Origin of the sequence: Flavobacterium sp. 120 (assembly GCF_003633605.1) — a bacterium.
Taxonomy (GTDB): Bacteria; Bacteroidota; Bacteroidia; order Flavobacteriales; family Flavobacteriaceae; genus Flavobacterium; species Flavobacterium algoritolerans.
In genome coordinates this window covers 3,459,092-3,484,887 of sequence record NZ_RBKZ01000001.1, presented here as the reverse complement: position 1 = coordinate 3,484,887, position 25,796 = coordinate 3,459,092, and the positions used below count along the sequence as shown (strand labels likewise).

At 31.6% G+C, this 25,796-nt stretch carries 25 protein-coding genes and 1 tRNA gene; 16 read left to right on the top strand and 10 right to left on the bottom strand.

Annotated features, from left to right (window positions below; all coding sequences use genetic code 11):
* The first annotated feature begins 33 nt into the window (after positions 1-33).
* Genes gltX through C8C87_RS14985 form a run of 3 tightly spaced genes read left to right on the top strand, consistent with a single transcriptional unit; the run spans position 34 to position 2,779 of the window.
* Complete coding sequence (gene gltX / locus C8C87_RS14995; RefSeq protein ID WP_121343143.1) at positions 34-1,542, top strand: glutamate--tRNA ligase; 1,509 nt, start codon at positions 34-36, stop codon at positions 1,540-1,542.
* Positions 1,539-2,423, top strand: a complete 885-nt coding sequence (locus C8C87_RS14990; RefSeq protein WP_121343142.1) for an ATP-binding protein — start codon at positions 1,539-1,541, stop codon at positions 2,421-2,423. Before gltX ends, C8C87_RS14990 begins: the two co-directional genes overlap by 4 nt.
* A 56-nt stretch (positions 2,424-2,479) precedes the next feature.
* Positions 2,480-2,779: a hypothetical protein gene (locus tag C8C87_RS14985; RefSeq protein WP_121343141.1), complete on the top strand. Its 300-nt coding sequence runs from the start codon at positions 2,480-2,482 to the stop codon at positions 2,777-2,779.
* Positions 2,780-2,828: 49 nt separating this feature from the next.
* On the opposite strand, the gene C8C87_RS14980 is transcribed toward C8C87_RS14985, so the two are convergent.
* A complete protein-coding gene (locus C8C87_RS14980; protein WP_099713944.1) occupies positions 2,829-3,470 on the bottom strand; it encodes an outer membrane beta-barrel protein in 642 nt (213 codons plus the stop codon).
* A 79-nt stretch (positions 3,471-3,549) separates the two neighbouring features.
* On the opposite strand from C8C87_RS14980, the gene C8C87_RS14975 reads away from it, so the two are divergent.
* The gene (locus tag C8C87_RS14975; protein ID WP_121343140.1) at positions 3,550-4,539 is read left to right on the top strand and encodes an SPFH domain-containing protein; all 990 of its coding nucleotides are present in this window, start codon (positions 3,550-3,552) and stop codon (positions 4,537-4,539) included.
* A gap of 26 nt (positions 4,540-4,565) precedes the next feature.
* Here C8C87_RS14975 and C8C87_RS14970 read toward each other — a convergent pair whose 3' ends face one another.
* The 4 genes from C8C87_RS14970 to C8C87_RS14955 form a co-directional block, all read right to left on the bottom strand.
* Entirely contained in the window at positions 4,566-4,820 is a 255-nt protein-coding gene (locus C8C87_RS14970) for a DUF6327 family protein (RefSeq protein ID WP_099713946.1), read from the bottom strand.
* A 3-nt stretch (positions 4,821-4,823) separates the two neighbouring features.
* On the bottom strand, positions 4,824-5,174 hold the full coding sequence (locus C8C87_RS14965) for a phage holin family protein (RefSeq protein ID WP_099713947.1): 351 nt from the start codon (positions 5,172-5,174) through the stop codon (positions 4,824-4,826).
* Positions 5,175-5,214: 40 nt separating this feature from the next.
* Positions 5,215-5,544 carry a YtxH domain-containing protein gene (locus C8C87_RS14960; RefSeq protein ID WP_121343139.1) on the bottom strand — a complete coding sequence of 110 codons (330 nt, stop codon included), beginning with the start codon at positions 5,542-5,544 and terminating at the stop codon, positions 5,215-5,217.
* A gap of 304 nt (positions 5,545-5,848) precedes the next feature.
* Positions 5,849-7,951: a glutamine--tRNA ligase/YqeY domain fusion protein gene (locus C8C87_RS14955; protein ID WP_121343138.1), complete on the bottom strand. Its 2,103-nt coding sequence runs from the start codon at positions 7,949-7,951 to the stop codon at positions 5,849-5,851.
* A gap of 124 nt (positions 7,952-8,075) precedes the next feature.
* Here C8C87_RS14955 and folB point away from each other — a divergent pair, with 124 nt between their 5' ends.
* Together folB and C8C87_RS15820 are read left to right on the top strand one after the other, a co-directional pair.
* Positions 8,076-8,435, top strand: a complete 360-nt coding sequence (gene folB / locus C8C87_RS14950; protein ID WP_099713950.1) for a dihydroneopterin aldolase — start codon at positions 8,076-8,078, stop codon at positions 8,433-8,435.
* 104 nt (positions 8,436-8,539) lie between these two features.
* Positions 8,540-8,610: transfer RNA gene (locus C8C87_RS15820), tRNA-Cys, on the top strand.
* A gap of 475 nt (positions 8,611-9,085) precedes the next feature.
* Here C8C87_RS15820 and C8C87_RS14945 read toward each other — a convergent pair.
* The 3 genes from C8C87_RS14945 to rnr are packed head-to-tail and all read right to left on the bottom strand — an operon-like array spanning position 9,086 to position 12,719.
* On the bottom strand, positions 9,086-9,763 hold the full coding sequence (locus C8C87_RS14945; RefSeq protein ID WP_099713951.1) for a LysE family translocator: 678 nt from the start codon (positions 9,761-9,763) through the stop codon (positions 9,086-9,088).
* Positions 9,764-9,804: 41 nt separating this feature from the next.
* The gene (locus tag C8C87_RS14940) at positions 9,805-10,521 is read right to left on the bottom strand and encodes a head GIN domain-containing protein (protein WP_233550045.1); all 717 of its coding nucleotides are present in this window, start codon (positions 10,519-10,521) and stop codon (positions 9,805-9,807) included.
* A gap of 5 nt (positions 10,522-10,526) precedes the next feature.
* The gene (rnr, locus tag C8C87_RS14935; RefSeq protein WP_121343137.1) at positions 10,527-12,719 is read right to left on the bottom strand and encodes a ribonuclease R; all 2,193 of its coding nucleotides are present in this window, start codon (positions 12,717-12,719) and stop codon (positions 10,527-10,529) included.
* Between the two features lie 118 nt (positions 12,720-12,837).
* Between rnr and C8C87_RS14930 the strand changes: the two genes are divergently transcribed.
* The 3 genes from C8C87_RS14930 to C8C87_RS14920 all read left to right on the top strand — a co-directional run bounded on the left by C8C87_RS14930 (position 12,838) and on the right by C8C87_RS14920 (position 15,516).
* On the top strand, positions 12,838-13,071 hold the full coding sequence (locus C8C87_RS14930) for a hypothetical protein (protein WP_099713953.1): 234 nt from the start codon (positions 12,838-12,840) through the stop codon (positions 13,069-13,071).
* 744 nt (positions 13,072-13,815) lie between these two features.
* Positions 13,816-14,244 (top strand): ribose 5-phosphate isomerase B, encoded by a 429-nt coding sequence (gene rpiB, locus C8C87_RS14925; RefSeq protein ID WP_099713954.1) that lies wholly within the window; start codon positions 13,816-13,818, stop codon positions 14,242-14,244.
* Between the two features lie 129 nt (positions 14,245-14,373).
* On the top strand, positions 14,374-15,516 hold the full coding sequence (locus tag C8C87_RS14920; RefSeq protein WP_099713955.1) for an ATP-binding protein: 1,143 nt from the start codon (positions 14,374-14,376) through the stop codon (positions 15,514-15,516).
* Here C8C87_RS14920 and C8C87_RS14915 read toward each other — a convergent pair.
* A complete protein-coding gene (locus C8C87_RS14915) occupies positions 15,495-15,764 on the bottom strand; it encodes a DUF1294 domain-containing protein (protein ID WP_099713956.1) in 270 nt (89 codons plus the stop codon). The two genes, C8C87_RS14920 and C8C87_RS14915, sit on opposite strands and share 22 nt — an antisense overlap.
* A 64-nt stretch (positions 15,765-15,828) precedes the next feature.
* On the opposite strand from C8C87_RS14915, the gene C8C87_RS14910 reads away from it, so the two are divergent.
* Positions 15,829-17,952, top strand: coding sequence for a Tex family protein (locus C8C87_RS14910; protein ID WP_121343136.1), 2,124 nt, complete (start codon positions 15,829-15,831; stop codon positions 17,950-17,952).
* Positions 17,953-17,990: 38 nt separating this feature from the next.
* Here C8C87_RS14910 and tatA read toward each other — a convergent pair whose 3' ends face one another.
* Positions 17,991-18,167: a twin-arginine translocase TatA/TatE family subunit gene (gene tatA, locus C8C87_RS14905; protein WP_099713958.1), complete on the bottom strand. Its 177-nt coding sequence runs from the start codon at positions 18,165-18,167 to the stop codon at positions 17,991-17,993.
* A 212-nt stretch (positions 18,168-18,379) separates the two neighbouring features.
* Between tatA and C8C87_RS14900 the strand changes: the two genes are divergently transcribed.
* The 6 genes from C8C87_RS14900 (at position 18,380) to C8C87_RS14875 (ending at position 25,684) form a co-directional block, all read left to right on the top strand.
* On the top strand, positions 18,380-18,877 hold the full coding sequence (locus C8C87_RS14900) for a peptidase (RefSeq protein ID WP_121343135.1): 498 nt from the start codon (positions 18,380-18,382) through the stop codon (positions 18,875-18,877).
* A 37-nt stretch (positions 18,878-18,914) separates the two neighbouring features.
* Positions 18,915-20,426, top strand: coding sequence for a GH3 auxin-responsive promoter family protein (locus C8C87_RS14895; RefSeq protein ID WP_121343134.1), 1,512 nt, complete (start codon positions 18,915-18,917; stop codon positions 20,424-20,426).
* Positions 20,427-20,462: 36 nt separating this feature from the next.
* A complete protein-coding gene (locus C8C87_RS14890) occupies positions 20,463-22,142 on the top strand; it encodes a hypothetical protein (RefSeq protein WP_121343133.1) in 1,680 nt (559 codons plus the stop codon).
* A gap of 9 nt (positions 22,143-22,151) precedes the next feature.
* Positions 22,152-23,138, top strand: a complete 987-nt coding sequence (locus tag C8C87_RS14885; RefSeq protein WP_121343132.1) for a hypothetical protein — start codon at positions 22,152-22,154, stop codon at positions 23,136-23,138.
* Between the two features lie 148 nt (positions 23,139-23,286).
* Positions 23,287-24,537: an MATE family efflux transporter gene (locus tag C8C87_RS14880; protein ID WP_233550044.1), complete on the top strand. Its 1,251-nt coding sequence runs from the start codon at positions 23,287-23,289 to the stop codon at positions 24,535-24,537.
* Positions 24,538-24,613: 76 nt separating this feature from the next.
* The gene (locus C8C87_RS14875; RefSeq protein ID WP_121343130.1) at positions 24,614-25,684 is read left to right on the top strand and encodes a hypothetical protein; all 1,071 of its coding nucleotides are present in this window, start codon (positions 24,614-24,616) and stop codon (positions 25,682-25,684) included.
* Positions 25,685-25,796 lie beyond the last annotated feature (112 nt).

Genomic DNA, 25,796 nt, shown 5'->3' with positions numbered 1-25,796 from the left:
TCGAATTTGTATCTTCGCAAAAAATTTACAGCAATGTCTAAACAAGTTCGGGTGCGTTTTGCACCAAGTCCAACTGGACCTTTACATATTGGCGGAGTTCGTACCGCATTATTCAATTATTTGTTTGCCAAAAAAAACAATGGTGTATTCTTCCTTAGAATTGAAGATACAGACCAAAACCGTTTTGTTCCTGGTGCCGAAGAATATATCATGGAAGCGCTGGAATGGTTAGGAATTGCGCCAGATGAAACCATTGGTAAAAATGAAAAATTTGGTCCATATCGTCAAAGCGAAAGAAAAGATTTGTACCAACAATATGCTGCTGAATTAATCAATTCCGGGAATGCGTATTATGCTTTTGATACAGCAGAAGCTTTGGATGCAGCAAGAAAACTAGAAGAAGAACAAGGAAAAACCTTTATATACAATCATACTAACAGAGAAAAACTGGACACTTCTTTGGTGATTTCTGCAGATGAAACTGCTAAAAGAATTGCTGCTGGAGAACATTATGTCATTCGTTTTAAAACTCCGGTGAACGAAACGTTGCATTTGCATGACATTATTCGGGGTGACGTGAAATTTGAAACAAATCTATTAGACGATAAAGTATTATTCAAAAGTGACGGAATGCCAACCTATCATTTGGCTAATATTGTGGATGATCATTTAATGGAAACATCTCACGTAATTCGTGGTGAAGAATGGTTGCCATCAATGCCATTGCACGTTTTATTGTACAGAGCATTTGGTTGGGAAGCACCAGAATTTGCACATTTACCATTGATTATGAAACCTGTTGGAAACGGAAAATTATCCAAACGTGATGGTGACAAAATGGGATTTCCAGTATTTCCATTGGATTGGAAAACCGCAGAAGGCGTTTCATCAGGTTACAGAGAAAAAGGATTTTTCCCGGAAGCAGTAATCAACTTTTTAGCATTATTAGGTTGGAATGACGGAACCGATAAAGAATTATTCTCGCTGGAAGAATTAGTTGCAGCATTTGACTTGAACAGAGTTCATAAATCTGGAGCTAAATTTGATCCGGAAAAAAACAAATGGTTCAATCACCAGTATTTAATCAAGCAAGAAGATGCAACTTTAGCGAAAGCTTATGCTCCTATTTTGGCTGAAAAAGGATTTTCTGTTGATGAAAGTGTCTTAACAAAAGTGGTTTCTTTAATCAAAGAACGCGCGCATTTTGTTTCGGAATTTTGGGAAATGAGCGATTTCTTTTTTGTAGCTCCAACTGCTTATGATGAAAAAGCAAGCAAAAATTGGAAAGCAGAAACTCCGGCGTTAATGCAGGAATTAATTTCTGTTGTGGAAGAAATCACTGATTTCACTTCGATGAATATAGAAACCATTGTCAAAGATTGGATGACGAAAAACGAAATTGGAATGGGAAAAGTAATGCAACCATTTCGTTTGAGTTTGGTTGGCGCGCTGAAAGGTCCTCACCTATTTGATATCGTTGAAGTAATTGGAAAAGACGAAACGATTAACAGAATTCAAAAAGCAATAAGTGAAATACTATGACGAAATTAAAAATTTGTGTACCAAATGATCATACTTCTGAATCTTGGTTTTCATTTATAAATGATTCACTTAAATTAGTAAATTTGGATTTTGATGATATAATAATAGATTTAAATACAATCACTTTTTTAGATACTGACGACATAGTAGCTTTAGCTTGTTTATTAGACTCATTTGCAAATAGCGGAAAAACTATTAAGTTTGAAAATGGTGATGATTCATTATTAACTTATTTGGAAAATATAAAATTCAAAAATTATTGGAATCCTGAATTTAATAGAGATAGATTTACAGTTACAAATAATGATACAACTTTATGCTTATGGCATATATCTAAAGAAATGATAGTGGACTATACAACATACGCTACTAGATATTATAAAGGGATATTTAAAGATAAAGATTTAGTATTATTATCTCTTAATTTAACAGAAGTTTTTAACAATATATTCGATCATTCTTATTCAAGTGTAAATGGATACATTATAACAGAATATTTTCCTAAAAAAAACATATTATCCTTTTCTGTTTGTGATTTTGGTATCGGAATAGCAGAATCAATGAATAGATATAATAAATCCATTAATAAAATGCAAACTCAGGATAGTATCGCAATCAAAGGTGCTCTAATAACAGGCGTTTCATCACACTCAACTCCGCAAAATAGAGGTTTTGGATTAGGTAATGTTTTAGATTTTACCGAGAATTATAAAGGAGCATTAACTATTTTTTCAAACAATGGTTATTTATGTAAAATATTTGGTGAAGAATATGATTTAATAGAAACTGAATTTAATTTTTTAGGCACATTAATTAAAGTAGAAATTAATACATTAGAACTAGAAAAAATTGATGAAGAAGACGAAATATTTGATTGGTAATTTTTTATTAACAATTTTTTTAACAATATAACATTCTTTTTATATAACTTTGCACTATGAAAACTCAAACAAAAATATTATTAAGTAGTATTGTTTCTAATACAGAAACGAACTCTGAAGGTGTAAAATTGTTTTGTGTTATTACAAAAGCAATTAGAAATGAAGAATCAATACTTCTAGAAATTGATTCTAATATGACTTTATCATCATCTTTTTTGAATTCATCATTAGGAGAAGTGATTGATAATTACAATTTAGGTATTTTAAAAACATACTTGAAAGTTCAAACAACTAAAACACAATTTGAAAGAATTAATACCTATTTAAATAAGTATAATAATGCTTACCATAGTTAACTTAAATTTTAAATAAAGACTAAAAAGCTCCCAAGTTGGGAGCTTTTTTTTACAAATAAATAATCAAATTCCCGTTTAGTATTCCTGGATTCCCTTTGAAATTTACTCCTAAATTCTTGTTGTTCAAGTTTTCAAGCATGTTATTGACACCATATTGATAGGAAACATTTGCTCTGAAATGACGAACACCAAACGTGATTCCAACCGTTGGATAAAAATTAAAATTTGAAATTTCTCTAATATCTTTAGCTAACAACGTTGTACCAGATATAACATTATTTTCATCTGTATTATCAATATTTAATTTTCCATTTACTTGAACAATGGGTCCAAACTCAATACTCAAATGATTTTCAACAAGTTTATAACTCACTTGTAAAGACACTTGAGCTGACGCCAATTTATAGTTAACATCTTCTTTAGCCAAAGTAAAAGTGTTTGTTGCAACAGAAAAATTATTCTCGCTAAATTGAATGTTATACACCATGTCCCAATTATTATAGAAATTTCCCCGCATAGAAAGTCCGGCATTCCAACCCAATTCAGGTTTAGTTTGGAAATTATCAGTGTTCAGGGTAAATTGATTGACTCCAAAACTGATTCCTATCCTATTTGAATCCCTGTATTTATATTGGGAAAAGGCTGTTATGGAAATGAAAACAAAAAATAAAGTAAACGATATCTTTCTCATATAATTGAAATTTACAAAGACAAACCTAAAGTTTTTTTGTAAATTGTGAGATAATTTTTAACTAAAAACAAAAAATATTATGAATATTGCGTTAATTATCCTACTAGTCTTTGGGTTCTTTATTTTACTGTCTTCTTTTTTTACGGTAAAACAACAAACAGCTGTTGTTGTAGAACGATTTGGAAAATTTTTAAGTATCAGACAATCCGGTTTGCATTTAAAAATTCCTTTGATAGATAGAATTGCAGGACGTGTGAATCTAAAAATTCAACAATTAGACGTTATCATTGAAACAAAAACTAAAGACAACGTTTTTGTTAAGCTTAAAGTTTCAGTTCAATTTATGGTTATTAAAGAGACCGTTTATGATGCTTTTTATAAACTGGAATATCCACACGATCAAATTACTTCTTATGTATTTGATGTCGTTCGTGCCGAAGTTCCTAAATTAAAATTGGATGATGTTTTTGAAAGAAAAGATGATATTGCCATTGCTGTAAAAAGAGAATTGAATGAAGCCATGACTACTTACGGATACACAATTATCAATACTTTGGTAACAGATATTGATCCGGATATTCAAGTGAAAAATGCCATGAATAGAATTAATGCGGCTGATAGAGAAAAAACGGTAGCTGAATTTGAAGCTGAAGCATCAAGAATTAGAATTGTAGCCAAAGCCGAAGCTGAAGCCGAAAGCAAAAGATTACAAGGACAAGGTATTGCGAACCAAAGAAGAGAAATTGCCAAAGGTTTAGTAGAAAGTGTAGATGTTTTGAACAGAGTTGGGATAAATTCTCAGGAAGCTTCGGCATTGATTGTAGTGACACAACATTATGATACACTGCAAGCTATTGGCGCTGACGCAAATTCAAATCTGATTTTATTGCCTAATTCTCCACAAGCTGGAAGTGACATGCTCAACAATATGATTGCTTCGTTCAGTGCTTCGAATCAAGTGGGTGAATTGATGAAAAAAAGAGGTGAAAAAGGAACTTCAAGAAGAGAAAAAAATATAGAAATTCCTGAAAAACCAGAAGCTCCAGAAAGCCCGGAAACAGAAGAATAATTTACTAGAATTCATAAAAAAGAGGCTTAATTGCCTCTTTTTATTTTTTTAATCCATTTGATTACGTACGGTAATGCAATGTTTAAGATTGTTCCGTAAGACCCTGAAAAGGCCGATAAAGAAGAACCAACAACTCCACTTACTAGATTCATTGGTGTTATGCTTTCTTTTGTTTTTTGAAAACCATAAGCCAATTTCTGATAACTGATTTCTTGTTCAATCTTTAAAATTTCAAGTTCCCTTTCAATTTGAGCATACGAAGAATATTTTTTGGTTTCCATAAGTTAGTCGTTAAAAAATATTTCTGAAAATTTCTCTAAAATTGGTCCTTCAACGATTTTATCTTTTATAGAAAATAAAATTCCTGTAATCACAAGATAAACTCCTCCAACGATTAAAAATCCCAAAGCGTAACTATCTAAAGCGATACCTATAGCTAACGCAGCGGCAACAGAACAAAACAATAAAACCATACTGAAACACAATAAAATCAATGAAAATTTTATGATCATCGTTGTTGATTTCATTGCAACCTTGAAACCCCACAATTTATAATACGCCACAGTACTTTCTAAATAAGCTTTGGCTTGTTCTTGAATGTTTTCTGTATTTTCTTTTAGTTCTTCAAAGGCCATGGATTTGTTTTTAGGATTTGATACAATAGGTAAATCAAAATTATTTTTGAAGTTTTGCGTTCTGCCTCTTTAGCTCCGCTAATTTTTCTTCTAAGAATGAAATTACATCTTCGGTCTTGTGACTCATATTTGAAACCAGTTCTTCATAAGTTTCCTCTAAGTCATATTTTGCACTTGTGAATTTATCTTTCAATTCTAAAGATGCGTTGTCCAATTTATTTTTTAATTCACATTTAACATCATCAAAACCATCTTTAATTTTTCCTCTTGTTTTAGAACCTTTATCCGGAGCAAATAAAATTCCGATTCCAGCTCCAATAGCTGCTCCTGTCAAAAGAGCCAATAATGTATTTCCCGTATTATTCGACATGATTCTTAATTTTAAAAGTTTGTTTCATAAAGATACGGATTTATTAACAACAACCCGTTAACAACTCGTTAAAGTGTAATTTTACAAGGCAAAAAGCAAATAAAAGCGAGCTGTTTACTGTTTGTTTGAATTCTATATTGATTGTTATTTGTTTTAAAAAACTGTCTTAAAATCAATTTATGAGCCTCGTTTTTAATTGGAAATAATTATTAAAAATACTTTTTTTATAAGAAATTACAATAATAAAAAAAAGCCCTCTAAGAAGAGAGCTTTTAATTGATAAAATCTATTTAAAAAATAAGTCTTAAAATTTAAGATCATTTAATAATTGTAACACTTTCTCGTTTTTCTCGTTCGTTTTTAATTCTGAAAGTTGTGTTTCGAAAAGACTAAAATTATTCAAATCATTTTGTAAATTTTCAACAGCTAAAATTCTAACGGCTGCCATTTGACTTTTTAACGACATCGTGTATAATTTTGTCAAAGCTTCTTCTTCAATGTCTTTTACTTGAACTTTATCTGAATGATGTAAAATTAAATTAGAAAACAACAAGGAGTTATTATCATTCTTGATATTTTTGACAATAGTCTGAATAATTAAACTGTAATTATCAATACTTTTTATGTTTTCAACAATGCTGTTTAAAATCAAAATCGCGTTGTTTTCATCCTTTTCTTTTACATATTTATTGATTTCTTTTTGAGTGTTCATCAATAAATTTTCCTCTTTTTTGCCTTTTTCTTCCCAAGCATCTTTCAATCCAACGGTTTTATTAAAGACAATTTTACCTTCGGTTGTATCTTTATCCACATTGAAATAACCCAAACGTTGAAACTGGAATTTCTCTCCAGATTGAACCGTTGCTAAACTTGGTTCTACAAATCCTTTTACAATTTGTAACGAACTAGGATTCATGAATTCTAAGAAATTTTTCTCTTTATGACTGTCTGGTGCTTCATCAATAAACAAGCGATCGTAGAGACGAACTTCTGTTTCTAAAGCATGTTGTATAGAAACCCAGTGCAAGGTTCCAGCTACTTTCCGTTGACTGGCTTCACTCCCACTTCCGCTTCTGCTATCTTCATCATACGTTACATGAATCTCTGTAATTGTTCCAGCAGCATCTTTTACAACACTTTCTCCTTTAATGATATACGCGTTTTTAAGACGTACTTCTCTGCCTAAACTCAATCGGAAAAACTTAGCCGGAGCATCTTCTAAAAAGTCTTCTCTTTCAATAAATAATTCTTTTGAAAAAGGAACTTTTCTAAATCCTGCACTTTCGTCTTCTTGATTATTTTCGGCTTCCAGCCATTCTTCTTTATCTTCCGGATAATTCGTAATTACTAATTTTATCGGATCTAAAACCGCCATAACTCTTGGAGCAGTTTTATTCAAATCTTCGCGCAAGCAAAATTCCAAAAGTGAAAAATCGATTATATTTTCTCTTTTGGCAACACCAATTATATCACAAAACTTACGAATAGAATTGGCTGTATACCCTCTTCTTCTTAATCCTGAAATAGTTGGCATTCTTGGATCATCCCAACCATTTACTATGTTTTCCTGTACCAATTGCAACAGTTTTCGCTTGCTCATTACGGTGTAATTCAAGTTCAAACGCGCAAATTCATATTGATGCGGTTTTACTTTTGAGTCATCATAAATTTGGTCCAAAAACCAATTGTATAATTCTCTGTGCATGACAAATTCTAACGTACAGATAGAATGTGAAATTTGTTCTATATAATCACTTTCTCCGTGTGCGAAATCATACATTGGATAGATTTTCCAATCGTTTCCTGTTCTGTGGTGATGACGGTGTAAAACACGATACATCAATGGATCACGCATCAACATATTAGTCGAAGTCATATCAATTTTAGCACGTAAAACATGGCTTCCTTCCTCAAAATCTCCATTTTTCATTCCTTCGAACAAAGTAAGATTTTCTTCGATAGAACGGTTTCTGTAAGGTCCATCAACTCCAGGTAGTGTAGGTGTTCCTTTTTGCGCAGCCATATCCTCTGAAGATTGACTGTCAATATAAGCTTTACCGTTTTTAATCATTTTTACAGCCCAATCGTATAATTGTTGGAAGTAATCCGATGCATATCTTTCTTCGGCCCAATTGAAGCCCAACCATTGTAAATCTTCTTTTATAGCATCTACATATTCCTGCTCTTCTTTGGCAGGATTTGTATCGTCAAAACGTAAGTTAACTGGCGCATTGTACTTTAATCCCAATCCAAAATTCAAGCAAATCGATTTGGCATGACCTATGTGTAAATACCCATTAGGTTCTGGTGGAAAACGGAAACGTAATTTATCTTGGGGAAAACCGTTTGATAAACTGTCTTCTATGATTTGTTCTATAAAATGGAGTGATTTTTCTTCAGTTGACATTTTTTTGTTTTATTTTAGCAAAGGTAAAAAAGTTTAAGGTTTAATGTTTACTGTTTCCATAGAAACCTATGAAAAGTTAGCAATTCCGCTTTAAACTTTACGCTTTAAACAAAAAAATAAAATAATGGGAATCATAAAACTTAAAAATATAAGAACCTACTCCTACCATGGTTGTTTAATCGAGGAAGGAAAAATAGGGTCTGATTATACCGTAAATTTAGAAGTTAAGACTGATTTGAGAAAATCCAGTATCACGGATGATTTGAAAGATACTGTGGATTACGTGCTTTTAAATCGCATTGTTGTAGAAGAAATGGCTATTCGTTCGGACTTATTAGAACATGTAGCACACCGAATCATAACTAGAATTTTTGAGGAAATTCCTGAGGTTTCCAGAATTATTGTTGCAGTTTCTAAACTCAATCCTCCTATTGGTGGTGATGTTGAAGCAGTTACTATAGAAATGGAAGAATATAGAAGTTAAATAAGAAATGTTTGAAAAGGATAAAAAAATATTTTTTGAAACTTTTAAACTTTAAGCTTTTAAACTTTAAACTTTTTAAGTACTTTTGCCATCCGTTTAACAATGGCGTCGTGGCCGAGCGGCTAGGCTGGGCTCTGCAAAAGCTCCTACTCCGGTTCGAATCCGGACGATGCCTCTAAAACCTTCAAAGTAATTTGGAGGTTTTTTTATATCTAATTTTTAAGAAAAATTAAATAAAGATATAGTTCGAATCCGCAGAAAAATCTAAAACCTTCAAAGTAATTTGGAGGTTTTTTTATGTCTAAATTTTTAAGAAAAATTAAATAAAAGATATAGTTCGAATCCGCAGAAAAATCTAAAACCTTCAAAGTAATTTGGAGGTTTTTTTATGGCTAATTTTTAAGAAAAATTAAATAAAGATATAGTTCGAATCCGCAGAAAAATCTAAAACCTTCAAAGCAATTTGGAGGTTTTTTTATGTCTAAATTATTAACCATTAAGAAATTAAGTTTCATTAAGATTTAGACTTAATTTTTCTTAATTCCTTAATGGTTAAAAAAAAATGACTTAACTTTTTAAATATAAAAAAGCCCTGGCTCTAAATTAATTAGAATCAAGGCTTTTTTTATTATTATAGAAATTATATTCTTTTAATTATCAATCTTATCAAATGCTTTTTTAACCATTGCTTTTTCTTCTGGGAACCAACCTTGAGTTATTAAAACCATCCCAAAAACCATCATCACAATACTGATTCCTTTTTTAATTTTAAGAATGTTTACCGGTGTTAATTTTGTTTTTAATTGCTTGGCTAATAATATTTTAATACAATCAATAAGTAAATATGAAACCACCACTGATGTAAAAAAAGTTATCATTCTGGAGGTTTGCATTTCTAGTTTTGGTCCTACTGAAATAATAATAGCCAACCAAAAACCAAGAACACCAATATTGATAATGTTTAACAAAAACCCTTTTATAAAAAGACTTAAATAGTTTTTTTTGACTATTTCCCTGTCAATAATATCAGTATTTATTTTTTCTTCTTTTTTTAATTGTATGAAGGAAATTATACCATAAACCAGCATCAATACACCTCCAAAAATAAAAAGTGCCGGTTGATCTTTTAAACTTTGAATCAACCTGTAACTTCCTAAATAAGCAATTCCAATAAAAACAATATCTCCTGAAACTACTCCTAAATCAAATACTAAAGCAGCTCTAAACCCTTTTATAATACTTGTTTCCAGTAAAATAAAAAAAACAGGACCAATCATAAAACTCAAGAAAATTCCCCAAGGAATACCAGATAAAATATCGTTTATCATTAAAAATTTAAATTTATTACCATAAAATCTAAACCAAAGTACTAATTTTTTTCTAAAATAGTACCGCCAATGAAAACTTCCTTATTAATCTGTTTTGGTTTACCGTAGATAAAAATAGAGCCTCCTGCTTTCACTTTTGCATCAACTAATGTAGTTGCATGAATTTCAGATTTTCCTCCAGCAGCAACGCTTATTGTTGTTTGTTTTGTATGTAAATCAATTGCTTTTAGAATTCCGCCTGAAGTAATAACAACATCTTGATTTGTTGCTTTACCAGAAACATCAATTATTCCGCCGGCACTGGCTTTTATATTCACTTTATCAACATCAATTTCAATGTTAATCTCTGCTCCTGATTTTGCATTTAAATCTAACATAGTTTGTTTGAAATCAGTTTCACTTGATACATAACTTCCCTCACTGGCGCTGATACTTTCAATATTTTTGAAATATAATTTTATTGTAATATCATCTCCAGATAACAATTGTGGAAATGGCATTCTGATTTTCAATTCGCCATTTTTATTTACTGTTTCTACTTCATCTGCACGGTCTCCAGTGATAACTATTTTATTTTCTGAAGCTGGAATTAATTTTACATTGATTTTATCAAATACTTTTACTTCATCAAAATCTCCTAAGTTTCTGCTTACCTGAGCATTTGTAATTTGAGTTAACAATACAAAGGCAATAATCACTAATTTTTTACTCATATTTCTAATATTGCTTTTTTGGTATTCGTGAATCTTTGATTTCATTTTTTTTATTTAATTGGTTCTTCAATTCTTCTTAAAAAATTAAAATCCAGTTGTTTTTTAACTAAATCGGCATTTTTTACTTTAACGTAAATTTCATCACCTAATTGTAATAATCTACCAGAAGTTGCGCCTGTTAATGCATATTGTTTTTCATCAAAAGTGTAATAATCGTCTTTTATATCACGTATTCTACACATTCCTTCACATTTATTTTCGATGATTTCTACATAAATTCCCCATTCTGTCACACCAGAAATTACACCTAAAAATTCCTGATCCTGATGATCCTGCATGTATTTTACCTGCATGTATTTGATAGAATCACGCTCGGCATTGGTTGCTAAACCTTCCATTGTAGATGAATGCAAACATTTTGTTTCATACGTTTCTTCATCAGCTGATTTTCCACCGTCTAAATAATGTTGTAATAATCGATGCACCATTACATCCGGATAACGACGAATTGGCGATGTAAAATGAGAATAATATTCAAAAGCCAAACCATAATGTCCTATGTTATCCGTAGAATATTTGGCTTTACTCATACTTCTAATCGCAAGCGTATCAATTAAATTCTGCTCTTTTTTACCATTCACTTCTTCCATCAACGCATTCAATGATTTTGAAATATCACCTTTGTTTCGGAAATCAATTTTGTAACCAAACTTTGCAATTACCGTTTGCATGGCAATTAATTTATCTTCATTTGGTTCATCATGAATCCTGTAAATGAAGGTTTTCTTTTGTTTTCCAATATATTCTGCTACTTTTTTATTGGCCAAAAGCATGAATTCTTCAATCAAATGATTCGCATCTTTTGATATTTTAAAATAAACACCTTGAGGTTCTCCAGCTTCATCTAAATTGAATTTCACTTCTACTTTATCAAAAGAAATCGCTCCATCAGCCATTCTTCTTTTTCTGAAAATCTTAGCTAATTCATCCATTTTTAGCGTCGCAGCAACAATTGCTGCTGAAACTTGATACGAACTTCCAGTTATAGAAATTTCTTCCGGAATCACATTGTCCTTCGTTTCTATGATGTATTGCGCTTCTTCGTAGGAGAATCTTTGATCTGAATAAATTACAGTTCTTCCAAACCATTGATTGACCACTTGAGATTTTTCGGTAATTTCGAAAATAGCCGAAAACGTATATTTTTCTTCATTTGGACGCAATGAACACGCAAAATTTGATAATACTTCCGGTAACATTGGCACTACTCTATCCACTAAATAAACCGATGTCGCTCTTTGATAGGCTTCATCATCCAGTATTGTTCCTTCTTGAAGATAATGGGAAACATCGGCAATGTGAATACCAATTTCGTAATTACCATTTTCCAATTTTTTAAATGATAAAGCATCATCAAAATCCTTTGCATCTTTTGGATCAATGGTAAAAGTCAATGTATCGCGCATGTCGCGACGTTTGGCAATTTCACTTTCCTCTATGGAAGTATCAATTTTTTGTGCAAACGTTTCTACTTCAATAGGAAACTCTGATGGCAATCCGTATTCAGCAAGAATCGCATGGATTTCTGTATCGTGCTCTCCAGGTTTCCCTAAAACTTTTATTACGGAACCAAAAGGACTATCAGCTCTGGCTGGCCAATCTTCGATGTGAACCAAAACTACATCACCTTGCTCTGCCTCACCTATTTTATCCTTTGGAATAAAAATATCAGTATACATTTTTGGATTTGCAGTAGAAACAAAAGCAAAATTAGCTTGAATGTCTATTACACCAACAAAGTCAGTTTTATTTCTTTCAATCACTTCAATGACTTCACCTTCAGGTCTTTTCCCTTTTCTTCGATTGTAAACATATACTTTGACAATATCTTTGTCTAAAGCATGGTTCAAATTATTGGTGGGAATAAAAACATCTTCTTCTAAATCTGGGCAAACAAAATAAGCTGTTTTACGTCCCGTCATGTCAATTTTACCTTCGTAATAATCTTTGCTTATTGCTTTTACTAAATATTTTCCAGGTTCAGATTCTATAATTTTATTTTGAGAAGCCAGAATCTTCAAATCTTTTATAATTTGATTTCTGCTTTGGGTATCATCGAGTTCCAGCTTTGCTCCTATTTGTTTATAATTGAATGCTTTATTAGCACTTTGCGATAATATTTTTAATATTTTATCAGAGTAGTCTTTCTCTTTTTTTATCGGCTTTCTTAATCTTTTACTCATATATCTTTTCTTAAAAGTTTAAAATTACAAAATACTTAACTGTTTTCGGTAAAGAGCTAACAGTTTTAAAGAAAATATAACTTTAAAGAATAGTTGTATCTTTATAAAAACAATTAAAATGGAAGACTTTCAAACAATTGCGATTTTTAATTATTCACATGAAATTGTAGTGCTGAAGCATTTATTGGAACAAGAAAAAATTAATTATTTTTTTGAAAACGAAACCTTGGTTTCAGTTGATCCATTTGGGAGTTTTGCCTACGGTGGAATCAAACTTAAAATTCACATCAATGATTTTGAAAAAGTGCAAGAATTTCTTGATGACTTGAATAACAATCTAAAAATCGTTTAAAGGAAATTAGAACAGTAAAATCTATTTTTTAAATTTTAATTTTTTCAAAGTTGTCAACATATATTTAAATAAACAAAAAGAAAAATTAAATTTAAATTCTTTCTTGGTTGTTATTATAGTGTGTTAATAGTGGCAATAAATTTATTTTAAAATGTATTGAAATCAAGTTAAAAGATGTTATACGGACTTATCAACATAGTTATTTTATACTAAAGTCTTCGTTTTAAAGTCTTTTCTAATTTTAATTAACAATGGTTAATAATCTAAAAAGAATTGATTTTGTAAATAAGTACTTTTTTAAAATTTGTTGATAAACTACTTTTTAATATTGATAACTATTCTAAAAATTCAACGAACTTAATTTGGATTTCTAATGTGGGTTTTGGATTACTTATTTTTTGGATACAACCATAAAAAACTTCTAATATTCTATCTAAAGTTATGAACATTGTATGTTAATTTAAAGTTAACTGAATATCAAGCAATTGCGTTTTACTATTAACAATGTAAATTTTTAACATTTTAAATATAAAATCCACATTGATTTACAGCTATTTATAGATTTATTAGAATTGTTGATAACCGCTAATATGATAGCAATCTGATAGTTATAAAATATCCTGTTAACTTATATTTTTCCGGACTTATATCAATTGTAATAATCAATTAAAGAAGCGAAATTTAAATTCTGCAAAACTAGATTTCTTTATTTAAATTTGCACCACACAACTTAATACATATAAGATGAAAATCTCCATAGGAAACGATCACGCAGGACCAGATTACAAAAAAGCAATTGTTGAAATGCTTAAAGCAAAAGGACATGAGGTAACTAATTACGGAACAGATTCAGCAGACAGTGTGGACTATCCTGATTTTGGTCATCCGGTTGCGACCGATGTTGCTGAGGGAAAAGCTGATTTTGGAATCGTTATTTGCGGAAGCGGAAACGGAATTTCTATGACAGTGAATAAACAGTCTAAAGTTCGCGCTGCTTTATGTTGGATGAAAGAAATTGCAGTTTTGGCGCGTCAACACAATGATGCGAATATTATTAGTATTCCCGCTCGTTTTACTTCAATTCCACAAGCAGTAGAAATGGTAGAAGCGTTCTTAAACACCGAATTTGAAGGTGGAAGACACCAAAATAGAGTAGATAAAATTTCTTGTTAGAAATTTTTATTGACTGAATTTACATTAATTCAGTCAGTACGTTGACTGAATTTACATTAATTTAGTCAACGTACTGACTGAATTACTATTTTTTGATTATATTTGGTTTAGATTTCTAAATCAAATAGAATGGAAAATTATTTAAAAAGAGCAGTGTTTCAAGATTTTGGTAACAAAGTACTTCCTAATAAAGTATTGATTTTACTAGGTGCTCGTCGTGTTGGAAAAACCGAACTAATAAAAAATTACCTTCAAACTATTCCTGATGGAAGTTATTTGCAACTGAACGGGGAAGATATTAATGACGCTAATCTGCTCAAAGAACGTTCCGTAGCAAATTACAAGCGATTATTACTCAATATTGATTTACTGGTTATAGACGAAGCCCAAACGATTCCTGATATTGGTTTGATTCTAAAATTGATTGTGGATGCTATTGATGGAATCAAAATCATTGCTACAGGTTCCTCAATATTTGATTTAAACAACAATCTTGGTGAACCATTAGTAGGACGAAAAAACACGTTGTATCTTTTTCCATTGGCACAAATGGAATATTCCCAGTACGAAAATTATAAACAAACTACAGAAAAATTAGAGGAAAGATTACTCTTTGGAAGTTATCCGGAACTGATTCAATATTCAGATTGGGAGGATAAAAAAGAGTATTTGTATGAAATCATCAATTCGTATTTACTGAAAGATATTTTAGTTTTTGAAGGAATAAAACACGCCGATAAAATATATGATTTGCTGCGTTTGATAGCCTATCAATTAGGAAAAGAAGTTTCGTTGCAGGAATTAGCAAATCAGTTGCAAATGTCTAAAAACACAGTTGCTAACTATTTAGATTTGCTTTCTAAAGTGTTTATTATCTTCAAAGTAGAAGGGTTCAGTCGCAATCTTCGAAAAGAAATTGTGAAATCCAGCCGTTGGTATTTTTATGACAATGGCATTAGAAACGGCATCATTAATAATTTCAACCGATTGGATTCTAGAACAGATGTGGGTGATTTATGGGAAAATTACTTGGCAGTAGAACGCGTTAAAAAGCAAAATTACCTAAAAATAAAAACGAATAATTATTTCTGGCGTACTTATGATCAGCAAGAACTTGACTGGCTTGAGGAAAAAGGCGAAGAACTGGCTGGATTTGAGTTTAAGTGGAGTGAAACCAAAAAAGTTAAAATTCCTGCTGCTTTCGCAAAAGCATATCCGGAAGCTACTTTTGAAGTAATCAACAAGAGTAATTATTTAGATTTTATAACATAGAAATACACTATAAAAAGTTGCAATATCCCAATTAAAAAAAACTTCCATAAAAAAGACATTTTAGAGGTTTTGTGTCGAAAAAAAAGCATCGCTAAACCGGAACCAATTGTTCCGCCGATTAGACTCGTAAGCAATAAATTACGTTCAGAAATGCGCCTTTTTTGCTGTATGGCCAGCCGTTTGTCAACTCCTATTATTGAAAAAGCAACTAAATTAATAAGTGGAAAATACCAGAATAAAAAAGACATAAATAAGGAGTTTTGACTCAAAGATACTATTTTAGCAACATGATTTTATAATTTTAAATTTAAAATGACTAACATACAATTCATATCAAAAATCGTTGCTACAGCAGGAATAAACATTGAAAAAACCGTTCAATTATTACAAGAGGATTGTACGATTCCGTTTATTTCGAGGTATCGAAAAGATACAACAGGAAATCTGGATGAAGTACAAATAGAACAAATTGCAAAGCTCCAAAAAGAATACGAGGTTATTGTAAAACGTAAAGAAGCGATTTTAAAATCGATTCAGGAACAAAATTCACTTAGTCCAGAATTAGAAAAAAAAATCCAACAGAGCTTCGATTTACAAGAATTGGAAGATTTTTATCTGCCATTCAAAAAGAAGAAAAAAACGAAAGCCGATGTTGCCCGTGAAAACGGATTAGAACCGTTGGCAAAAATCATCATGGCGCAAAATAATGATGATGTCGATTTCATTTCAACACAATATTTGAATGAAAATGTAATCAATGAAGAAGCAGCTTTGCAAGGAGCAAGAGACATTATTGCCGAATGGATTAATGAAAATATTTATGTTCGAAAGCAACTCCGAAGATTGTACGAACGCAAAGCAACCATTACCACCAAAGTAGTAAAAACGAAGAAAGACGACGAAGCGGCGCAGAAATTCAATCAGTATTTCGATTGGTCAGAATCGTTGACTAAAGCACCATCGCATCGGTTATTAGCGATGCTTCGTGCCGAAAATGAAGGCTTTATCAAGTTTAAAGTAGAAGTTGATATTGATGAAGCGTATGATATTATTGATGCGTTAGTTTTAAAAGGTCAAAATAAAACCACGCCACACGTACAATTAGCAATTGAAGACAGTTACAAAAGATTGTTGAATCCGGCGATTTCAAATGAAGCCTTGCAAGAAGCAAAAGCGAAGGCTGACGCCAATTCGATTCAGGTTTTTGCGAATAATCTTGGACAGTTATTGTTGGCTCCGCCTTTGGGAGAAAAACGAATTCTGGCGATTGATCCCGGATTTAGAAGCGGTTGCAAAATCGTCTGTCTGGACGAAAAAGGGGATTTATTGTATAACGAAACCATTTATCCGCATGCGCCTCAAAAAGAGGAAGCCATGGCGATGAAAAAAATCCGTTCAATGGTGAATTCGTATAAAATTGATGCTATTTCAATAGGAAACGGAACGGCTTCACGAGAAACGGAATTTTTTATCAAGAAAATAGCTTTCGATAAACCGGTTCAGGTTTTTATTGTTTCCGAAGCCGGAGCATCGGTATATTCAGCTTCAAAAATCGCTCGAGACGAATTTCCTAATTTTGATGTGACGGTTCGTGGTTCGGTTTCTATTGGACGACGATTAAGCGATCCATTGGCGGAGTTAGTGAAAATTGACCCAAAAGCCATTGGCGTAGGCCAATATCAACATGACGTGGATCAAAATAAATTAAAAGAAGAATTAGACAGTACGGTGATTCGTTGCGTGAATTCCGTTGGTGTAAATATCAACACAGCGAGTAAACATTTGTTGAGTTATGTGAGTGGAATAGGAGAGAAGCTGGCCGAAAACATCGTGCAATACCGTTCAGAAAACGGCCCTTTTCAAGACAGGAAACAACTTAAAAAAGTGCCGCGTTTGGGCGAGAAAGCGTACCAACAAGGCGTTGCTTTTATCCGAATTTCGAATGCGAAAAATCCGTTGGATAATTCGGCTGTGCATCCAGAAGCATACGGAATTGTGGAGAAAATGGCAAAAGATTTGAAACTGACGGTGAATGATTTGATTGCTAACAAAGAAAAAACCGCTTTGATAAAACCAGAAAATTATATTACTCCAGAAATAGGTTTATTGGGATTGAAAGACATTATAAAAGAACTCGAAAAACCGGGATTAGACCCAAGAAAATCTGCGAAAGTATTTGAATTTGACCCCAATGTAAAAACGATAAAAGATGTAAAAACGGGAATGGTCTTACCTGGAATTGTAAATAACATTACCAATTTTGGTTGTTTTGTAGATATTGGAGTGAAAGAAAGTGGTTTGGTTCACATTTCCCAACTGAAAGCAGGTTTTGTAAGTGATGTGAATGAAGTGGTAAAATTACACCAACACGTTCAGGTAAAAGTGACTGAAGTCGATGAGGATAGAAAACGGATTCAGTTGAGTATGATACTTTAAAACAAAAAAAAAGGCTTTTCAATTGAAAAGCCTTTTTTTTATTTTGTTTCTTCTTCTTCTTTTTTATCAGCTGGCTGATTGTCTTTGGCTGCGTTTTTGAATTCTTTAATTCCGCTTCCTAGACCTTTCATTAATTCTGGAATTTTTTTACCTCCAAAAAGTAATAAAACAATCGCCAATATAACAAGGATTTCTGTAACACCTAATCTTCCCATGATTGAATAATTTATTGCTTAAGCAAATTTGTAATAACTCTAACGACAAAGGTATATAGAATTAGTTAACGGAAACTCATTTTGGTACATTTATTTGGTTTCAAAAGCGTTAAAAATTTATTAAAAATAAATTTAGGTTAAAAAAAGTGAACAAAAACAAGCGAATACAATCAACGACAATAATTGTTATATTTGTTCAATAATAAAAAAGTATGTCAAAAAAACGACTAAAACGGCGCAAACTCAAGGAAAATTTATTCAATAAACGACGTTTAATAATACTTAACGAAGATACTTTTGAAGAGACATTTTCTTTGAAACTTACTTTAATGAATGTTTTTGTGGTAGCGACTTTAGGAGCGATAATAATTACATTTGTTACTACTTTTATTATTGCTTTTACCCCATTACGAGAATTTATACCTGGCTATTCTTCCTCAAAATTAAAGAAGGACGCAATGGAACTGGCTTTAAAATCAGATTCTTTGACACGAGCTTTAAAGAAAAATGAAGCGTACATCCAGTCGATTCAAAAAGTGTTGACAGGAGAGTTAGAATATGCAAAATTCAATAAAGATTCGATACTTTCTGCTGCGGATGAAGTGCCTTCTCAAGCTGATTTATCTGCATCAAAACAAGAACTGGAACTGAGAGAACAAGTGGCGAAAGAAGAAAAAAAAGCACTTTCTAAAAAATCAAAAAAAGAGTAAAAAAACAACTTTTATCTTTTAAAGAACAAAAATAAAAATGTCAATAAAATCTACGGCTGCAAAATTATTTGCACAAAAAATATACAAGAAAACACAACTTTGGGCCAATAATCCTATTGAAACTCAAAAGAAGGTTTTGCAAAAATTAATCAAAGAAGCGAAGAAAACACAATTTGGTATTGACCATCATTTTGACCAAATAAAAACTCAACAGGATTTTGCGAAACAAGTTCCAGTAAGAGATTATGAAGGATTGAAACCTTATGTTGATAAGGTGGTAAAAGGCCAGGAAAATATACTTTGGAAAGGAAAACCGCTTTATTTTGCCAAGACTTCAGGAACTACTTCTGGGGCAAAATACATTCCGTTGACTAAGGAATCCATGCCTTTTCATATTGAAGCGGCTCGAAATGCAATTCTACATTATATTCATGAAACTGGAAATGCTGATTTTGTAGATGGGAAAATGATTTTCTTGCAAGGAAGCCCAATATTAGAAGAAAAAAACGGAGTTAAATTAGGCAGATTGTCTGGAATTGTTGCTCATTTTGTTCCAAAATACCTTCAAAAAAATAGAATGCCTTCTTGGGAAACCAATTGTATCGAAGATTGGGAAACCAAAGTAAATGCGATTGTAGAGGAAACTTTTAATAAAGACATGAGAGTTATTTCTGGAATTCCGTCTTGGGTTCAAATGTATTTTGAAAAACTGAATCAAAAAGGAGGGAAGCCCGTAGGAGACATTTTCAAAAACTTCAATTTGTTTATTTACGGTGGTGTGAATTATGAACCGTATCGCGCCAAATTTGAGAATCTTATTGGACGAAAAGTAGACAGTATTGAGCTATTTCCGGCTTCGGAAGGCTTTTTTGCCTATCAGGATTCGCAAAAAGAAAAGGGAATGTTACTGCTTTTGAATTCCGGAATTTTCTATGAATTTATAAAAAGTGACGAATTCTATTCTGATCCCGAATCCCGAAGTTTCGGGACGGGACCAAGACGTTATACGATTGGCGAAGTAGAATTGGGCGTAAATTACGTTTTAATTATTTCGACGAATGCGGGACTTTGGGGATACAACATTGGAGATACCGTTCAGTTTACCAGTTTAAAACCTTACAGAGTTATAGTATCCGGAAGAATCAAACATTATATTTCGGCTTTTGGAGAACATGTTATTGGCAAGGAAGTGGAAAGTGCGTTGCAGGAAGCAATTATTGGAACGAATATTCGCATCAATGAATTTACCGTTGCGCCACAAATCACGCCGGCAGAAGGATTGCCGTATCATGAATGGTTCATCGAATTTGAGAACGAACCGGAAGACAGCGTATCTTTTGCGGAAGCGATAGATACCGCCATGCGCAAACAAAATGTGTATTATGACGATTTGATTGTGGGCAAAGTGTTGCGTAAAGTGGTTGTCACCAAAGTGGCTAAAAATGGGTTTCAGGATTATATGAAATCGATAGGCAAACTGGGAGGACAAAATAAAATTCCGAGACTCTCTAATGACAGAAATATAGTAGATTTATTAAAAAATAAATAAAAGAGTTACCTTTGAAGGTTAGAAAATAATTAGAAAATGAAAGAGACTAAAAATATATCACGCTCCAGAGCGCAAGAATCATCGGCGGCAATTGAAAAAATGTACATCACCATGCGTCATCTTTTCAATAGAGGATTTTATAAGCCAATGGGAGTTTCCGGAGATACATTAAGAGAAGCATTATTGGCATTAAGCCCAGAAATATATGGAAATATTGCAGATGAAAAAGTAGAATTAAATGGACTTTTGTATGTTATAGAGCGTCTTCCGGTAGGAATTGAAGAGTGTCGATTCATCAATTTAACTTCGGAAGAAGGGTATTCAAAATCTCATTTTCAAGCGATTGTTCCACCAAAAAGACGACGAAATTGTTACCGTATTGACGAAGAACAAATGAACGTGGAAATCACCCGCGGACGCTCTGATATTTATGATATTTTGACGCATTTGACGTTTATTTTCATCGAATCCCACAAAATTAGAAACAGAGTTTTACTGGATGATGCCGGCGAAGTTTCCCGCGATTGGTTCAAACTGGAACAAGCAGTTTCTCAAAAGAAAAAGCTGACACAGATAGAAAAAGAAAAAGCCATTTCACATGCTGCAAATATCCTGGGAAGAACATTTGAGGAAGTATTGGATATTTATGATGCATTCGGTTCAACAGCGGCGCCAGATCGATTTTTGCACGTTATTTTTTGGTTAGGAAAACTGGCGATTGAAGAAATAGTTGACGATAATAAGAGAACGATAACTTTCAGTCCTATTTTAAGGGAACGTTTGGGACATCATATTCACGGCGAAATTTGGGCCACAAACATTAAGGAGGTTTTGAAAGAAAACCAACTTTTGGACCGACCAATTCACGTGATTAGCGCGAACATGCACAGTGTGATGAACTCTATTTTTGCCACAGAGGTTTTAAAAACGAGGTTTAAAGACAAATCGGATTTCTTTATTTATGAAGAATTAAGCAAATCGGGTGCGAACGAAGTTCGCAATCAGGTTTCAGCAGTAGCTTTGAAACACGGAATGATTTCGTTACTGGATACTTCCGGAACAAATATAGATGTACAAATTTTTGATACCGCTAAAATTGATTGGTCCAAAACATCGTTTCAAAAAGCAAATACTGGAGATAAAAAACCGGTGCTTATTGTTATGGATTATGCTTTTGGGGAGCAAGCTTATGAAACCATTGATGAGTTATTAAAACCGTATAAAAAAGCGACTTTGCTTAATGTGGAATCAGTTTCTATCATGGGGAAAGCGGGAATTCTGGAAGGCGGAAAAGGAGACATTATGATTCCGAACGCACACATCAATGAAGGAACAGCGGACAATTATTTTTTCGAAAATGAATTAACCGCCGATATGTTTGAAGGAAATGATATTGCTGTTTTTGCCGGACCAATGGTCACCGTTTTGGGGACTTCATTACAAAACCGAGATTTATTAAAATTTTTCCATGAATCAACTTGGGGAGTTATAGGATTGGAAATGGAAGGTTCATATTACCAAAAAGCCATCCAATCTGCTTCAAAAATCAGAAAGAGTGTTCCTCATGATATCAAAGTGAGATACGCATATTATGCATCAGATAATCCTCTGGAAACCGGAAGCACATTGGCTTCAGGCGGACTAGGTACTACGGGAGTAAAACCTACTTATTTGATTACAATAAAGATATTGGAACAAATTTTCAACGTAAAATAAAAATATAGGATGAACAAAAACCAACCCAATAACCAAGAAGATCAGGAGATTGATTTGACACAAATTTCTAAAAAAATAGGAAGATTATTTGAATGGATTAATACCTTTTTGTTTAGATGTATTCAGTTTTTTGTAAAAAATGCTATTGTAATTTTGATTTTGCTGGTAATTGGAGTTGGATTAGGGTTTTATTTTGATGTGACAAAAAAAACCTATGATCATCAAATTATAGTTACCCCAAATTTTGAAAGCACGGATTATTTATATTCAAAAATTGACTTGATTGAATCTAAAATCAAAGAGCGGGATACCGTTTTTCTGAAAGAAATTGTAGGGATTAAAAATCCTAAAGAAATAATTAAAATTGAAATCAAACCCATAACGGACGTTTATAAATTTATTGAAAACAAGACAGAGAACTTTGAATTAATCAAGTTGATGGCTGAGGGTGGAGATATAAAAAAAATCCTTGAAGATAACTTGACCAGTAAGAATTACAGCTTACATACGATTACTTTCAAAACTAAAAAACAAACAGCCATTACTGAAACTGTTCAACCTATTTTAATCTATTTAAACGAAACGGATTACTATAAAAAAGTCCAAAAAGAAACAGTAAATAATATTCAAATAAAAATGATTCAAAATGACACTATTATTTCACAAATAAATGGTGTTTTGAATGGGTTTTCTAATATGGTAAATGGGGCTCAAAAAAGCGATAAACTTGTTTACTATAATGAGAATACACAGCTTAACGATGTCATTAAAACGAAAGAGACTTTAATTAATGAACAAGGAATTCATAGAATAGAATTAGTTGGATTGGATAAAATTATAAAAGACAATAGTTCAACATTAAATATTGAAAATACAAACTCAGTCAATGGAAAGTTAAAATTGGTTTTGCCAGTTTTATTTTTACTTTCATTTATTTTAATTCGTTTATTTTTAGCGTATTATAAAATTCAGTTGGGAAAATCAAAAATGATTTAATTGTTTTTCACTTTCTTTTTAAAACTAAATACAGACGAGTAGGGTTTTAATTAATCAGATACTATCATTTCCTTAAATTTTTGAAAAAATCAATATGGGTTTCAATAAAATAAAAAAAAATCCATTTGTTTTACAGAGTTTAAAAACGATGTTTTTAAGAATTATAGGTGTAGTTACCCTTTTTGGATTTTCATTGTTTTTAACGCATAATTACGACCCAAAAATCATTGGTCAATTCGACTTTATAAGAATGGTTTTATTAGTTTTAAGCAGTATTTGCGTTCTTGGTACTGATCAATCCATATTATATTTCACAGGCATTTTAAAAAGTAGAAATGAAATCCAAAAATTAAAGGCGATTTATAAAAAAATTGTCGTGATTATTTTTGCATTGTGTTTGCTGATGTTGTTTGTTTTTTTTGTTATTGGTCAAAATAGCATTAATATATTTTTCAACGATAAAAGCACTTATGTTTTGATGGCTAAGGCAATTATTGCTTTGTTCTTTTATTCGATAACCTTGTTTAATACTGAAACAATCCGAGCATTAGACAAAGTTTATATTGCTGAATTATTTAGAAACACGTTTAAGTATGTTTCCGTTATTTTTGGAGCTATTATTTTATTTTATTATCACCAAGAAGCCTACTTAGTAGATACTTTTTTGATAGGATTTGTTGCACTTGCAATTATAACTACGATTATTATTTTTCGACTTTTCAAAAAACAAAATGGAGATTTAATACTATCAAATGATACGAATTCTTTTTCGTATAGCTTTATTGCTCATAAATCATACCCAATGGCTATTAGTAGTTTAGCCATTTTTTTGATGATGACTTTTGATATAGTGTTTTTGAAAAAATTTAAAGGGGATGAAACAGTTGCATACTATGCCATTGCAATGAAGTTAGTTTCTATTTTATTTATGATTAATAATTCAGTCTATATTTCTGTTTCTTTAAAAATCGCACAACTTTACACGGACAACAATAAAAAAGAACTATCAAAGGCATTGAAACAAAGTGCCAGGATGATTGTTGCGCTAACATTACCGGTTGTTTTATTTGTTTGTTTGTTTTCCGAAAATATTTTATATTTCTTTGGAGAAAATTATACGCAAAGCAAACAAGCACTTTTGATATTAATGGCAGGTCAATTGTTTGCTTCTTTTTTTGGAGTATCTGCTATATATTTGAATATGACAGGAAGACAGAGTGTTTTCCAAATCGTTTTAATTTTTGCGGTATTGCTTAATTTAATTCTAAATATTATATTAATCCCGATGTATTCCATGACAGGAGCAGCAATTGCTTTTGTTTCAAGCTTACTTTTTTGGAATGCAGTTACAGCAATAATTGTTTATAGAAAAGATAAATTATTAATTGTATTCCATTAAAATACGGTGAAAAAATAACACCATTTTAATATAATTATTCACAGACTAAGTAAGGTTTTTATATAATAAAGCATTGATGAAAACACTAATAAAAAAAAACAAAGCGGTATTTATAGGGTTGTTTTTTTGTAATTTAATAGTAGCCTTTCTGACGCCTTATATTTTACCGGAAAGATATTTTAACGATACTGTAATCATAGTATTTGACAAGTTCCATGAAATAGGCTGGTTTGGCAGTTACCCGTTTGCCATCATGTTTTATAAGCTTACAGGTCTGCGACATCTTCCTTTTTTTCTTATTGCCTTAATTCAATTTCCTATAGTAACATATATATATTATAAAATTGGTGTGCCATCTAACTTCCATAAGTTAAATGTGAAAAATGGTTTAGTGTATGTTGCTTTACTTCTCACGGGTATATACATGTCTATGCCTACTAAGGAATTTATAACTTTTTTAATGTTTTGTACAATTCCTTTTATATTCCAATCCAATAAAAAGCCAAGATTTAAAATCATTTTTTCACTTATTTTAATTGCTTGTTTTTCGTTTTTCAGACCCTATTATATATTGCTGCCAATATTTGCAATAGGGATGTATGTATTGTCATTTATCAAATTTGAGAACAAAACATTTTCTACTATTTTTTATGGATTACTGATTGCCATTTTTTTATCACTGAGTCATGGAGTTGTAAGAGGAGAGTATATTTCTAAACTAACAAGGGAGAATTATGTGATTAATAATATCAATAAAAACAATATAAATACGGCCATAGTATCACCAATATCACAAGACACCTGGTATGGTGAAGCATTTGGTATTGTCTATGGTTTTATGGCAGTAAATGTGCCTATAGTTGAAGCAATTAAGCATATTTTATCTCCTCAAGTATTGGCTTTTGTGCTATGGCAATTATTGATTTTTTATATTTTATTTGTTCGGTTTTCCAGATGTTTAAAAAACAGAAAACAATATCAATTTGAGTTGTGGATATTACTAATTTTATTCGCTTATTTCATAGTTCAAGGTATATTTGAGCCTGATTTAGGGACTTCCATTAGACATAAAATAGGCCTTTTCCCTTTAATATATTTTGCATTGTATTATGAACATTTCAGAAAAGACATTCAACAAAGTATTTAATTTATTTTTATTTTTAATTGCTATCACTTTAATTTTCAGAAAACTATGTACTGTTTTTTTGATCGTTTTTGTTGTTTTCAATTTGTTGTTTTTAAAAAAAATAAAATTTTCA

What these genes read in the sequence shown, in the direction of transcription:
- C8C87_RS14880 (WP_233550044.1), top strand. Translation starts at nt 23,287, where the DNA reads ATGTTTTTAAGAATTATAGGTGTAGTTACCCTTTTTGGATTTTCATTG.
- C8C87_RS14890 (WP_121343133.1), top strand. Translation starts at nt 20,463, where the DNA reads ATGAAAGAGACTAAAAATATATCACGCTCCAGAGCGCAAGAATCATCG.
- C8C87_RS14990 (WP_121343142.1), top strand. Translation starts at nt 1,539, where the DNA reads ATGACGAAATTAAAAATTTGTGTACCAAATGATCATACTTCTGAATCT.
- C8C87_RS14895 (WP_121343134.1), top strand. Translation starts at nt 18,915, where the DNA reads ATGTCAATAAAATCTACGGCTGCAAAATTATTTGCACAAAAAATATAC.
- C8C87_RS14955 (WP_121343138.1), bottom strand. Translation starts at nt 7,951, where the DNA reads ATGTCAACTGAAGAAAAATCACTCCATTTTATAGAACAAATCATAGAA.
- C8C87_RS14940 (WP_233550045.1), bottom strand. Translation starts at nt 10,521, where the DNA reads ATGAAATCAAAGATTCACGAATACCAAAAAAGCAATATTAGAAATATG.
- C8C87_RS14970 (WP_099713946.1), bottom strand. Translation starts at nt 4,820, where the DNA reads ATGGAAACCAAAAAATATTCTTCGTATGCTCAAATTGAAAGGGAACTT.
- C8C87_RS14875 (WP_121343130.1), top strand. Translation starts at nt 24,614, where the DNA reads ATGAAAACACTAATAAAAAAAAACAAAGCGGTATTTATAGGGTTGTTT.
- C8C87_RS14945 (WP_099713951.1), bottom strand. Translation starts at nt 9,763, where the DNA reads ATGATAAACGATATTTTATCTGGTATTCCTTGGGGAATTTTCTTGAGT.
- C8C87_RS14920 (WP_099713955.1), top strand. Translation starts at nt 14,374, where the DNA reads ATGGAAAATTATTTAAAAAGAGCAGTGTTTCAAGATTTTGGTAACAAA.
- rpiB (WP_099713954.1), top strand. Translation starts at nt 13,816, where the DNA reads ATGAAAATCTCCATAGGAAACGATCACGCAGGACCAGATTACAAAAAA.
- C8C87_RS14965 (WP_099713947.1), bottom strand. Translation starts at nt 5,174, where the DNA reads ATGGCCTTTGAAGAACTAAAAGAAAATACAGAAAACATTCAAGAACAA.
- C8C87_RS14910 (WP_121343136.1), top strand. Translation starts at nt 15,829, where the DNA reads ATGACTAACATACAATTCATATCAAAAATCGTTGCTACAGCAGGAATA.
- C8C87_RS14960 (WP_121343139.1), bottom strand. Translation starts at nt 5,544, where the DNA reads ATGTCGAATAATACGGGAAATACATTATTGGCTCTTTTGACAGGAGCA.
- C8C87_RS14985 (WP_121343141.1), top strand. Translation starts at nt 2,480, where the DNA reads ATGAAAACTCAAACAAAAATATTATTAAGTAGTATTGTTTCTAATACA.
- C8C87_RS14900 (WP_121343135.1), top strand. Translation starts at nt 18,380, where the DNA reads ATGTCAAAAAAACGACTAAAACGGCGCAAACTCAAGGAAAATTTATTC.
- C8C87_RS14915 (WP_099713956.1), bottom strand. Translation starts at nt 15,764, where the DNA reads ATGTCTTTTTTATTCTGGTATTTTCCACTTATTAATTTAGTTGCTTTT.
- gltX (WP_121343143.1), top strand. Translation starts at nt 34, where the DNA reads ATGTCTAAACAAGTTCGGGTGCGTTTTGCACCAAGTCCAACTGGACCT.
- rnr (WP_121343137.1), bottom strand. Translation starts at nt 12,719, where the DNA reads ATGAGTAAAAGATTAAGAAAGCCGATAAAAAAAGAGAAAGACTACTCT.
- folB (WP_099713950.1), top strand. Translation starts at nt 8,076, where the DNA reads ATGGGAATCATAAAACTTAAAAATATAAGAACCTACTCCTACCATGGT.
- C8C87_RS14885 (WP_121343132.1), top strand. Translation starts at nt 22,152, where the DNA reads ATGAACAAAAACCAACCCAATAACCAAGAAGATCAGGAGATTGATTTG.
- C8C87_RS14930 (WP_099713953.1), top strand. Translation starts at nt 12,838, where the DNA reads ATGGAAGACTTTCAAACAATTGCGATTTTTAATTATTCACATGAAATT.
- tatA (WP_099713958.1), bottom strand. Translation starts at nt 18,167, where the DNA reads ATGGGAAGATTAGGTGTTACAGAAATCCTTGTTATATTGGCGATTGTT.
- C8C87_RS14980 (WP_099713944.1), bottom strand. Translation starts at nt 3,470, where the DNA reads ATGAGAAAGATATCGTTTACTTTATTTTTTGTTTTCATTTCCATAACA.
- C8C87_RS14975 (WP_121343140.1), top strand. Translation starts at nt 3,550, where the DNA reads ATGAATATTGCGTTAATTATCCTACTAGTCTTTGGGTTCTTTATTTTA.